The organism is Ruegeria faecimaris, from assembly GCF_900182615.1.
GTDB lineage: Bacteria > Pseudomonadota > Alphaproteobacteria > Rhodobacterales > Rhodobacteraceae > Ruegeria > Ruegeria faecimaris.
Genome location: NZ_FXTE01000007.1, coordinates 131,424 through 143,599, shown reverse-complemented (window position 1 = coordinate 143,599; position 12,176 = coordinate 131,424). Strand labels below are relative to the sequence as shown.

Genomic DNA, 12,176 nt, shown 5'->3' with positions numbered 1-12,176 from the left:
CTTTTCACTCCTCATGCCCAGTCGCGGCAGACATATTTGATTTCGGTAAACTCTTCCATTCCCCGTCTTGCCCCCTCACGGCCCAGACCGGATTGTTTGGTGCCGCCAAAGGGGATCGGCGCGCCGGTGACCTTGGTGCGATTCACCGCCACCATGCCAAATTGCAATGCACGAGATACGCGGTAAATACGGCGTGGGTCATGGCTATGCAGATATGCAACCAAACCGTATTCGGTGTCATTGGCCCGGGCGATCACCTCTTCTTCGGTATCAAAGGGCGCAATGGCCGCCACAGGGCCAAATGTTTCCTCTGACATAAGCACGGCATCGGCGGGCACGTCGGTCAGAACCGTGGGCTGATAAAACAGCGGGCCGAGAGGATCCCTTGCACCTCCGCACGCCAGTTTGGCCCCCTTGGCCAGCGCATCAGCGACATGTTCTTCCTGCTTTTGAACCGCCTTTTCATTCATCAGAGGGCCGATGTCGGGGTCGTCCATACCGATGCCAAGGGACAGCCTGCGGGTCGCTTCGGTGAACTGCGAGCAGAATGCGTCGTAAATTGAGCGCTCCACAAATATCCGATTGGCGCCAAGACAGTCCTGCCCGGATGTGGCGAATTTGGCCTTGATCGTTTCAGAAACCGCAATTTCAAGATCGGCCCCTTTGAACACAATCACCGGTGCATGCCCGCCTAGTTCCATTACAAGTTTTTTCACTGTGTCGGCGGACTGACGGTAAAGTAACCGTCCGATTTCGGTGGAGCCTGTGAACGAGAGTGCCCGAACACGGGTGTCTTTCGTCCAAGGTTCGACCACGGTCGAGGCCTGGCCGGTGACCACGTTGAACACGCCCGCCGGAATACCCGCCTTTTCCGCCAGTTCAGCCAACGCGAGGGCCGAAAACGGGGTTTCACCTGAGGGGTGAGCCACAACCGTACATCCCACTGCCATGGCTGCTGCTGCTTTGCGGGTCAGCATGGCAGCAGGGAAATTCCACGGAGTGATCATTGCCACCACCCCGACCGGCTCTAGCCAAACCTCGACCTCGGCATCGGGCAGATGGCTGGTGACGCCTTCAATATTGGGTCGCTTGGCCTCTTCGGCGTAGAATTCTACAAAAGACGCAGCATAATCAATTTCACCGCGCGCCTCGGACAGGGGCTTGCCCTGTTCCAGTACCATGATCCGTGCCAGATCTTCTTTGTGGTGCAGCATCAGGTCGAACCAACGGCGCAGAATGGCGGATCGGTCTTGTGGCAAGAGGCCCGACCAGGTCGGAAAGGCAGCTTGTGCCGCATCCACGGCGGCAGAGGATTCCTCTGCCGAAAGGCTGGCGGCCTCACCGATAACATCGCCAGTTGCCGGATCGGTGACGCGGATGGTGTAACCCGACGAAGCTGCACACCATTTACCATTCACATAGGAAAAACTGCGCGCCAAAGATTTGTCAGCAATATCATCGCGCGCAGAAAGTGCAGTGTCTTTCATGGAAACCTCTCCCTCGATGCCCGACAATGTCGGGCATTACAGGCAAAGGATGAGACCAAATTTCGGGTCCAAAGCAGAGTATTCTGCTGTAAACCATCTCTCAGGCAGAGGGTTACTCCTGCCATCCAGCAATGAGGGAAATCGGCGGAACGCCCTGCCCCTTCACTGGTTTGGTGACAATATAGGTAAAATATTTTTCCAGACCTATGTCAGCATTGAGCATTTCATCAATCAGGCGTTGATAGGCATCGATATCGCGCGTCACGATTTGCAGGATGTAATCAAATCCTCCGCCAAGCGCCCAGCAGGCCAACACTTCTTCATAGCGTTGCATTGCGGCCTCAAAAGCCTGAAAGCTGGCAGCGGTATGATCGGACAGTTCGGCCGCAACAAAAACAGTTACATGTGGCCCAAGTTTGCGCAGGTTGATCTCGGCTCTATATCGCTTGATCAACCCGGCTTTTTCCAACTTTTTCAGCCGCTCCCAGCAGGGGGTGGGCGACAGGCCAACGCGGTCGGCCAAAGCCGTTTTTGTGATGCGCCCGTCGGTTGAAAGCACCCGTAGAATATCCAGATCGCGGGCGTCGAGCCGCATGGTCTCACCTCCGGGGAATAAAGTTATCCAACGTTCAACCCGATCACCGCCGCGCAATCTCCCGCTTTGATGAGACCGGGAAAGTGGCGACTTATCAAAAGGCCCGTAACTTTGGCGCGGTATTCAATCGGGGCAATCCCGGTGCGATCAACGGGCCAAACGCGGGCCACAACATCGCCTTGGCTGACCTGTTCACCAAGATCAACCATCGGCTCGTAGAGGCCATCGTCTTCCGAGAAAACAAAGCAGTCACCATCGGGCATATCCAGGCGCACGGTGGGGTCAATCTGCATCTCCCCCTTCAGAATTCCAGCGTGAATCAGCACATTGCGCAGGCCCTTTTTTGCAACAGCAATCGACTTGGCTGTTGCAGAGCCACCACCGCCCAATTCTGTTGAAACCAGAACCTTACCCATATCTTCGACCGCGGTGTCGTACATTCCGACATTGTCGATCTCCAGTAGCTGCACCGAATAGGGGGCGTTAAAGGCGGCCATCGCGGCGAAACAGGCCGCTTCATTGGCTTTATCTTCAAGGATATGGGCCGCCGCGAAGGGCACGAAATCCAGCGTTTTTCCGCCCGAGTGAAAATCCACCGCAATATCGGCCATTGGCAAAAGAACGCGCTGGAAATAGTCGGCAATCTTTTCGGTTGGGGTGCCATCTGGCCGGCCCGGAAAGGCACGGTTCATATTGCCTTTGTCGATGGGCGAGGTGCGTAAGGCGGCGCGATAAGCGGGATAATTGAAGGCAGGCACGATGATCACGCGTCCGGTGATGTCCTCGGGCTTTAGCGTAACCGTCAGTTCTTGCAACGCCACGGGCCCTTCATATTCATCGCCATGGTTGGCGCCGGTCAGCAAAGCTGTAGGCCCATCTCCGTTTTTGATAACCGTTAGCGGGATCATAATTGACCCCCAAGCACTGTCATCCCGGCTGTAAGGCATCCGTAGGAAACCGTGGTGGATACCATCGCTATCCAGCGGGATCGTCGGGGAAATTGGGTTGGGTGTCATTACTCAGTCCTTCACAACCATTTTGCGGGGCACGTTGGCCAGGCACTCATGGCCGGATCTGGTGATGCGGATGCTTTCAGTAATCTCAAAACCCCAATCCTCCATCCAGAGGCCGGTCATGAAATGCAGGGTCATGTTCTCCTGCAGAACCGTCTTGTCGCCGGGACGAAGCGAGAAGGTCCGTTCGCCCCAGTCAGGCGGGTAGCTGACACCGATCGGGTAACCGGTGCGGTTATCTTTGGTGATCCCGTATTTCTTTAGCACGCTGAAGAAGGCAATGGCGACATCCTCACAGAGGTTGCCCTCTTTTGCAGCCTCCAGCCCGGCCTCCATGCCCTCAAGCACAGCCTTTTCAGCGTCGAGGAATGTTTGCGTGGGCTTTCCAAGGAAGACCGTGCGCGACAGCGGGCAGTGGTACCGTTTGACGACACCTGCGATCTCGAAAAACGTACCTTCGCCGGATTTCATTGGCTGATCGTCCCATGTCAAATGCGGGGCTGAGGCATCCGCGCCTGAGGGCAAAAGTGGCACCAGCGCGGGATAGTCTCCGCCCGCACCGATCTGTGCGTCATAGCGTAAGGCCGCATCATAGATTTCCGCCACCAGATCGCATTTGCGGATGCCCGGCTCGACCTTTTCAAAGATACGTTCATGCATACGGCCCACAATGCGGCCTGCTTGGCGCATGTATTCCAGCTCGGTTTCAGATTTTACCGCGCGCTGCCAGTTGACCAACGCAGTCGCATCGGAAAATTTGGCATTTGGCATGTGGTGCTGTAGCGCGGCAAAGGCCGCAGCTGTGAACCAGTAGTTGTCCATCTCAACGCCGATATGGCCCTTATCCAGCTTACGATCGGCCAGCTGTGCCGACAGGTAATCCATCGGGTGACGTTCGGTGGATTGTACATAATGGTCCGGGTAACCGATGATATTGGCGGGATCCATAAAGCAGGTGCGAAGCGCGCCATTGGCATCTTGTCCACGGCCGTACCAGACCGGCTCGCCAGTGAGACTCAGCACTACGCATTGATGCACGTAAAAAGACCAACCGTCATAGCCGGTCAACCAGTTCATGTTCGAAGGGTCCGTCACGATCAGAAGGTCAAGCCCACGTTCGGCCATGGCGGCGCGGGTTTTTGCAATGCGCTGGCTGAACTCATCGCGTGAGAAGTGGAGTTTTGGTTCTGGCATAGAATTAATCCGTTGTTAGCTTGAAAACGTGGTGCCTTTGCCTGAGTTTTCCGCGCGCTGGCGAGCAAGCGTGGCAATGGCGGTATCCTGGACACCCGTACCTGTCAGGTCAGCAATAATGATGTCACTGTCGGATTGTCGCCCCGGCGCCTTGTCGGAGGTGATATCACCCAGTTCAGCAAACCTGCCATCAGCCGGGAAAATGCCCACCGCAATGGCGCTGCGCAGTTCGCCTTTGAGGGCGCATTGGGCTTGGCTGTCGGGCACATAGAGCGTTGCCTTGGCAAGACAACCCGGGTCAAGCTCGACCTTGTGTTCCTGATCCGAACCCATCGCAATGACAAGCTGCCCCGGTTGCAGCCATTCCGCTTTGATCAGCGGAATGTCCGAAGGGGTTGTCGTGACGATGATATCTGCCGAGGACACGGCACCCGCCCTATCAGTGCTGGCCGTGACGTCGACCCCAAGTTCTTCGCGAAGGCTGGAAGCCAAGGTTTCGGCCTTGGCCGCATCCCGCGCCCAGATCACAGCGCTTTCGATGCCGCGCACAAGGGTCAGCGCCTTGAGTTGTAGCTTTGCCTGCACACCAGCACCGATGATACACGCGCGTGTCGCGTCCTCGCGCGCAAGGTGGCGCGCAGATACCGCTCCTGCAGCGGCGGTGCGCACATCCGTGAGATAACCATTATCCAGAAGCAAAGCTTCCAGAACGCCAGTGGTGCTTGAGAATAGCACCATCAAGCCTGATGTGCTGGGCAGGCCCAGCTTGGGATTATCGAAAAAGCCGGGACTCATCTTCATGGCAAAGCTGTCGATGCCCGGGACATAGGCTGACTTTACACATACCTCACCGTTATGATCTGGAACCATCAGTGTCATGATTGGCGGCATGACCACTTTGCCCCCGGCCAGTGTCGAAAAACCCTGTTCGATGCAGTCCACTGCATCGATATCGAGCGGCACCAGATCGCGCAATTCGGCTTCTGTCAGAATTTTAATCTGCGCCATTTTAGCCCTCCGCCGTCACATCTACATCTTCGCCGGAAATGATCCGGTGATGCAGCTGCATGTCGATGTTTTGCCCCGAGATCAGCGCGACGCACCTACCTGGGTCTTTGATTTTTCCCGCCAGAAGCGCGGCAATGCCGACACTGCCGGACCCTTCAATGATCTGACGTTCCTGCCAATAGGCGTGGCGGATGGCAGCAGCAATCTCGGTCTCGGTCACAAGAATCAGATCATCAACAAAGGCACGAGTCATGGCAAAAGTGTGCTGGTTGTCCAATCCAACCCCACCGCCCAGCGAGTCGGCCAGTGTCGACAGTTCTTCGACCAGAACCGGTTTCCCCGCCTTCTGGCTTTCATACATAGCCGCCCCGCGCTCCATCGAAATTCCGATAACGCGGACCTGCGGATTAACCGCCTTCATCACCATCCCGACGCCGGAAATCAGCCCGCCGCCCGACAGCGGCACCAGAACCGTTTCAAGATCCGGGGATTGTTCCAGCATTTCCAGTGCAACGGTGCTTTGCCCGGCAATGATATCGCGATGATCAAACGGGGGAAGCATGACCATCCCATCGGCGACCAGCATGTCAACTTCTACCTGTGCGTCATCCTGAGAACGCCCGACAATGCGCACCTCTGCGCCTTGCGCCTTGATGCCGTCCACCTTGTTTTGCGGCACCAGTTCCGACATGCAGATGATACACCGCACCCCGGCCTGCTTTGCCGCATAGGCCAAACCGCGCCCGTGATTGCCCGTCGATACACCCACCACACCTTTGGCGCGCTGCGCATCGCTAAGTGACAACACAGCATTGGATGCCCCGCGCAGCTTGAAACTGCCGGTGATCTGGCCTTGCTCCAGCTTGAGGCGAATATCACCGCCGGTGGCTTTGCTGAGCGCGTCTGACGACACCGTCGGCGTGACCCGGATCGACTGTGCGATCCGCGCGCGCGCAGCAAAACTATCCTGAAGTGTGATTTCAGAGCTCATCTCTTGTCCTGACTTTCTTCCTATTTACTGAACAACATACCGCCCGCGGGATAATTCGAAGTAACCCCAAGATGCCTCATGCAGCGCCAAACCATCGCCTGATTGGAGGTAACAACCGGTTTGCCAAGCCGGGCCTCCAATTGTGCGACACATGGGGCGGCACGCACCGCCGTACAGGAAATAAAAAGCGCATCAGCATCGGGATCGCACGCAGCAACACCACCTTCGATAATGCTGTCCATTGAGACGCGCGCCATGTCGCGATCATCGGACAATCCAAAGCAAACAGCGTTCACCACGTCGAGGCCGTGTTGCGAGAAATAGGTGACCAGAGAATCCGTCACATCCTGCGTATAGGGCGTAAGAACGCTTACTTTTTTTACCCCCAAAGCCTCAAATGCATCAAAGGCTGCCGAGCTGGGTGTGACGCAAGGCGTGCCCGGCTTTGCGCTGTTCATGTGCTCGGCCACTCTGTCGTTCCCCAAAACTACCGAAGCTGCCGTGCATCCATAGACCAATACATCTAGCGCCTCGCCAGGCAGAATCTCTGCTGCGGCATCGGTCAGCAGCGGCCCTGTCTTCAAAAGGCTTTCATGTGTGGTTGGGTTTTCAAACCCGATCCGGTTTACATATACGCCCACATCATGCCCTTGCAGAATGCGTGCGAAGTCAGTTTCCGTCGTATGATCCGTGGCCAGCGCGACCAGCCCGATACGATGTGTGACAGGGCGAGCATCCAGCGCGAGAGCCACAGACGAAGTCGAAGATTGTATATCCAAAGCCATTGCCATCCTCACACCACCAGAACCGGGCATTGCGCAAGGCTGGTCACCTTGTGAGAGACGCTGCCCAGCAAATAACCCTCAATCGATCCCAATCCTCGGCTGCCCATGACGATCAGGTCATTCTCATGTTCTTTGGAAAAGCTGACGATAGTTCGCGCCGTTGGCCCGCCTTTGACAAAGGCCCGGATGTTCTCGCACCCTGCCTCGTGCGCAATGGACGCGCCGCGTTCAGCAGTTTCCTTTGCGTGATCGCGCATGATCCCGTCAATATCATCAGGCTTTTCTGCATCGATGACATACATCGATCCTTCCAGTATCGAATGATGACGGTAGAGCGTCAGTACCAGCATTTCCGCATCACACAACCTAGCCAATTCAGCGGCTTTGCGAAGGGCGGCCTCTGATCCTTCAGACCCGTCAAAAGCAGCGAGTATTGATTTGAACATTTGTCGCTCCTTTTATTTGTTAAATGCGATGTCGCGCAAAAACAGTGCCACCTGCGGGAAGAAGATCATCAAGACCGAGACACTCAAAAGCATGATCACGAAAGGCGGCGTTCCTCTGATTACTTCCAGATAGGGACGTTTGAATACCGCTACCGCCGTGAAGATATCGCATCCGAACGGCGGGGTGGCCGAGCCGATGGCGGCCTGCAATGTGATCAAAGTGCCGACCAGAATTGGGTCCAGTCCGGTTTTCTCGACCACGGGCGCAAAGATCGGAACAAAGATCAAGATGACCACGATGGGATCCACGAACATACAGCCGATGAAGAACGCAATCGCGATTGTGAACAGGACGCCGATCTGCCCCATTTCATCAATGCCAAGAGCGCCCAAAATCTGTTGCGGTATCTGCGCGAATGACAGAACCCAGGCAAAGGCAGCACCTGCCCCCACCAAAATAAAAACTACCGCCGTTACCATGCCCGTTGACAGGGCGATCTGGTATAGGCCGGTGATTTTCATTGTTTTGAAAATGAAGACTTCCAGCAACACCGCATAGGCCACGCTGATTGCTGCGGCTTCGGTCGGGCTGAAAACGCCGAAGAAGATGCCGCCGATGATCAGAACCGGGAAACCCAGCGGCCACAAGGCCCGTTTCACCGCTGCCGCGCGTTCGCACCATGTGGCGGCCGGTTCAGTGGGGACGTCATTTAATTTGGCGTAGATCATACTGTAGACAGAGAACATGAACAGGATTAACAATCCGGGCCCGATGCCCGCGATGAACAGTTCAGGGATGGAGGCCTTGGCAACTACACCGTAGATGATCATCCCAATACTGGGCGGGATCAGGAACGCGATGTCACTTGAGTTGACGATCAGGGCCAAAATGAAAGAATCCTTGTAGCCACCTTTCAGCATTCCGGGCCTGAGTGGCGTTCCCACCGCAACGACCGTGGCTTGGGTGGACCCGGACACGGCACCGAACAATGCGCAAGCCGCAGCTGTACTGACGGCCAACCCCCCTCGAACATGGCGAACAAAGGCCATGACCATATCAATCAGCCGCCCTGCGGACTGGCCACGTGTCATGATATCCGCTGCCAGAATGAACATAGGAACGGCGATCAGTGAAGAGGGCCGGATGCCACCCAACATTTGCTGAATCATAAACTCGGTTTTGTCGATTGTGCCAAACAGCTCGATCACGCCGATGAACGCGCCGGCAATGAGGGGAACCATCATCGGAAACCCCATAAGCAGCAGGACAACCATTGCGGAAAACATTAAGAGTGCCATGGTTAAAGCTCCACTTCCAGTTCCCGCGCATCTGCTTCTCGCAGATCAGTTGACAGGTAGATTTCAGGTTCCTGAAGGTTTTTGATGAAAGTGAGCGCGTATTGAACCCCGGTCACAAACAGCCCAATCGGCACCCAGATGTAGCTGAGATAAACAGGGAATCCGAGGGCGGGATAGACCCGCCCCTTGGCGTACATGCTGATGATGTATTGCACAGCGTACCACGCCAAGAGCAGCAACAGCACAGCGGTGACTCCCGTGACTACAACCATCAAGATTTTTCTGACCCGTTCGGGTAACGCGTCTGAGATGGCGGACATGCGGATATGCCGACCATGGCGCGCGGCGTAGCCGATACCAGCAAATGTCACCAACAATATGAATATACTGTTCAACTCTTCGGCGAATATAATGGAGTGGTTGAAAACAAACCGGCTGATGACATTTGCGATGGTGTTGACTGCCATCAGAATGACGCCTGTGGCCATGATCACCCGCTCAAGCGCAGCGATCCCCTTGTCAATGCCATCAACAATTCCGGCAAGGCCCGACTTTTTCTGCGTCGTTTCGCTCATATTCCCCCCGAACATTCGCAACATAGGCTGATCGCCGGTTTACTATTTCCAAATTGCAGGCCCGAACTATGGTTCTGGGCCTGCACCGATTTTTCAGATGAACACATCGCAAACGTGATGGATGCCTGTGGCAAAGCGCTACTGCTGCGCAGCCGCTAGATCCTTCTTCATTTGCTCGAGGATGGCAGCGCCACGTTCGCCCGCTCTTTCGACAAAGGCTGCTTCGACCGCTTTTGCACGTTCTTTAAAGGGTGCACGCTCTTCCTCGGTTAGCCGGTTTATTGTGTAGCCCGGATTGCTCTCCTGAATTTTTGCCAGACCGGTTGCATCCAGTTCGACGGCAACATCAAGAATATAATCGAGTGCGACTTGCGACGCATTCTGAACAAGTTCTTTGTCCGCATCGCTTAGCGCGTCGTAAAACTCTGCATTTGCCATCACAGCAGTCGTGTACTGACCATGTCCGGTATAGGTCATCACATTAGTCAGGTTATCCAGATCATAGGCCTCGATCCAAATTGCCGGGTTTTCTTGCCCGTCAACCATTTTAGTTTTCAGTCCGCCGATCAACTCGCCCCAAGGCATGGCAATCGGGGAAGCGCCAAAGGCCGTGTAAGTCTCCAAAAGCAATGGTGAGGTCATGGTCCGAATTTTCATACCTTCCAAATCGGCAGGTGTCCGAAATTCCTCCATTGTGGTGACCACCATTTCACCTTCCGGGAACACCGACAACAATTCCAGTCCCTGTTCGCGATAGATGTCGTGGAACATCTCATTCACAGCGACGCCTTCTTTGAAAAACTTGCGCACGACTTGAGGGTCCGTCGGCTGGATATATGGCACCAGAAAGGCTTCGGCCTCTGGGATCAACGCACCGGTGAAACCTGGAGATTGATCAATGAACTGCAGCAATCCAGCCTGGGCCTGCTCCATGGCGTCGGCCGATTCACCAAGCGTACCCACAGGGTAAATCTGGACTGTGTGATCCGAGTTGGCTTCGATTTCCTCTTTGAACTTGGTGGCGTACAGGCCTTGCGGATCTGTCAGCCCCTCTTCCATAGCATAGCGCCAGTTGTCCGCATAAGCGGCAGTTGAGGTTAGCAATGCAGCAGCAAGGGGTGCGCAGACGCGCAGGGTAAAACGTGCAGTCTTGGTCATCATATCCTCCCAGATATCACCTTCTTTGTTAGTGATGTTCCACCACATCCCGAAGATTGTACTGCGAGTCAATTATTATATTGTTGCGCTACATTCTAATAAGCGAATTGCGGCAAAGGCTCGCGTGGGCGCAAAAGTAAACCGGCCAGAAGCTTCAGAGCTTGGCGAAAACGTTCGATTTCGCGAATGCTTCCCACCGAAATGCGCACTGCATTTGTTGGGGTAGCCTTGGGAGAAAGGAATGGGCTTTCAGGGGACACCGCAACATTTAGTTCGCGGGCATGGGCGACAAAACTGTTGGAATCCCAATCTGGAGGGAGCTGCAACCAAAGATGCAAACTGGCCGGATGGCCCGTCCATTTAAAACCAGCAAGCTCTTGCGTTGCTATATGATACCGCTTGACTATTTCTGCGCGCTGCCAATCCGCCAGCGCTTGTGCTGTGCCATCTTCCACCCAGCGTGAGGCAAGTTCGCAGATCAGCGGCGTTGCCATCCAACCAAATACGATCAGTCTCGCTGTCAATGCAGGAAGCAAATGGTCCGGAGCAACGGCATAACCCGCACGCAACCCGCTGACCGTGCATTTGGTGAACGTTGTCAGGTAGACCGACAGTTCTGGTGCGAACATCGAAACAGGCGGCTGGCGATCCGCTGCGACCGGACCAAACGCATCGTTTTCAATAATATGCAGCCTATGTTTGCGGGCGATTGCAGCAATTTGGCGCCGACGTTCCTCTGGCATCATATGTACATTAGGGTTGGCAAGAGATGGTAATAAATACAATGCTTTAGGAGACTTATCAACGCACGCCCTTTCCAATGCATCGGGCAGGATTCCGTGCTCATCAGTTTCAAGGCCAACATGTCGGTATCCGAAATATGCGACACTCGAAACCAAGAGGTGATGCGTGACCATATCTGACAGAATGACGTCGCCAGGACGCAATATCGCAGACATTGCTGCCGACATTCCATGCGTTACCCCGTTCGTCATGAGGACTGAATCTGCATTTGTCTCAAGGCCGCAATGTGAAAGCCATTTGACTCCCGTTTTTCGGTGAGTTTCGTGGCCTACATTCGGGCGTGTAGAAAGATATATTGCCGGGTCGAGCCCGGCATGCAAAGTCCTCAGCGTTGATTGCATCGCCTCAACATGCAGGCCATTAAACAAGGGGCGCGAAATCGACATGTCGAACAAGTTTCGAGGTTCTGACTCTAACTTGAATGGCTGTCCGTCGGTTTTGTCAGTGTCGACAACATAGCTGCCACGCCCAATCTGACCATCGATCAGGTTTTGGCGACGCAGAATGTCGTAAGCTTTGCTGACGGTATTAACGCTCAACCTCAGGTCATCGGCCAGTTTCCGGTGTGTTGGTAATTTCTGTCCCGGTGACAAACTGCCGTCTTCGATCGCGCCTGCAATCATCGTGGCAAGGCTCGTATGCAGCGGTGAACTCAGCGTATCTCGGGATGGTTTCCAATTTGTCATGCGACAATAGTAACCAATTCGAATTCGCGAACAAGCAGATCAATCACCAAGAGCTTCACAGGGGTCGGAATTACAGCTTTTTGTATGTGTCTCCCTTGGGAAGAAAGAAGTTGCTGTGACCGCGGATCTATCACT

General features: G+C 54.8%; 12 protein-coding genes. All 12 read right to left on the bottom strand.

All coding sequences use genetic code 11. The features are described 5' to 3' along the window. Positions 1-11: 11 nt before the first annotated feature. Positions 12-1,487: an NAD-dependent succinate-semialdehyde dehydrogenase gene (locus FN806_RS13190; RefSeq protein WP_142637873.1), complete on the bottom strand. Its 1,476-nt coding sequence runs from the start codon at positions 1,485-1,487 to the stop codon at positions 12-14. A gap of 112 nt (positions 1,488-1,599) precedes the next feature. Further along, positions 1,600-2,082: an Lrp/AsnC family transcriptional regulator gene (locus FN806_RS13185; protein ID WP_142637871.1), complete on the bottom strand. Its 483-nt coding sequence runs from the start codon at positions 2,080-2,082 to the stop codon at positions 1,600-1,602. 23 nt (positions 2,083-2,105) lie between these two features. Continuing rightward, positions 2,106-3,098 (bottom strand): N(2)-acetyl-L-2,4-diaminobutanoate deacetylase DoeB, encoded by a 993-nt coding sequence (gene doeB, locus FN806_RS13180; RefSeq protein ID WP_142637869.1) that lies wholly within the window; start codon positions 3,096-3,098, stop codon positions 2,106-2,108. A gap of 3 nt (positions 3,099-3,101) precedes the next feature. Next, on the bottom strand, positions 3,102-4,289 hold the full coding sequence (doeA, locus tag FN806_RS13175) for an ectoine hydrolase DoeA (RefSeq protein ID WP_142637866.1): 1,188 nt from the start codon (positions 4,287-4,289) through the stop codon (positions 3,102-3,104). A gap of 15 nt (positions 4,290-4,304) precedes the next feature. Next, a complete protein-coding gene (eutC, locus tag FN806_RS13170) occupies positions 4,305-5,297 on the bottom strand; it encodes an ectoine utilization protein EutC (RefSeq protein WP_142637864.1) in 993 nt (330 codons plus the stop codon). A 1-nt stretch (position 5,298) separates the two neighbouring features. Beyond that, complete coding sequence (gene eutB / locus FN806_RS13165) at positions 5,299-6,288, bottom strand: hydroxyectoine utilization dehydratase EutB (RefSeq protein ID WP_142637862.1); 990 nt, start codon at positions 6,286-6,288, stop codon at positions 5,299-5,301. 20 nt (positions 6,289-6,308) lie between these two features. Continuing rightward, the gene (gene eutA / locus FN806_RS13160; protein WP_142637860.1) at positions 6,309-7,073 is read right to left on the bottom strand and encodes an ectoine utilization protein EutA; all 765 of its coding nucleotides are present in this window, start codon (positions 7,071-7,073) and stop codon (positions 6,309-6,311) included. 8 nt (positions 7,074-7,081) lie between these two features. Continuing rightward, positions 7,082-7,519: a universal stress protein gene (locus FN806_RS13155; protein WP_142637858.1), complete on the bottom strand. Its 438-nt coding sequence runs from the start codon at positions 7,517-7,519 to the stop codon at positions 7,082-7,084. 12 nt (positions 7,520-7,531) lie between these two features. Next, positions 7,532-8,818 carry a TRAP transporter large permease gene (locus FN806_RS13150; RefSeq protein ID WP_142637856.1) on the bottom strand — a complete coding sequence of 429 codons (1,287 nt, stop codon included), beginning with the start codon at positions 8,816-8,818 and terminating at the stop codon, positions 7,532-7,534. Positions 8,819-8,820: 2 nt separating this feature from the next. Beyond that, complete coding sequence (locus FN806_RS13145; protein ID WP_142637854.1) at positions 8,821-9,393, bottom strand: TRAP transporter small permease; 573 nt, start codon at positions 9,391-9,393, stop codon at positions 8,821-8,823. A 138-nt stretch (positions 9,394-9,531) separates the two neighbouring features. Next, complete coding sequence (gene dctP / locus FN806_RS13140) at positions 9,532-10,551, bottom strand: TRAP transporter substrate-binding protein DctP (protein WP_142637852.1); 1,020 nt, start codon at positions 10,549-10,551, stop codon at positions 9,532-9,534. 95 nt (positions 10,552-10,646) lie between these two features. Further along, positions 10,647-12,041 carry a MocR-like ectoine utilization transcription factor EhuR gene (gene ehuR, locus FN806_RS13135; protein ID WP_142637850.1) on the bottom strand — a complete coding sequence of 465 codons (1,395 nt, stop codon included), beginning with the start codon at positions 12,039-12,041 and terminating at the stop codon, positions 10,647-10,649. Between the last annotated feature and the right edge of the window lie 135 nt (positions 12,042-12,176).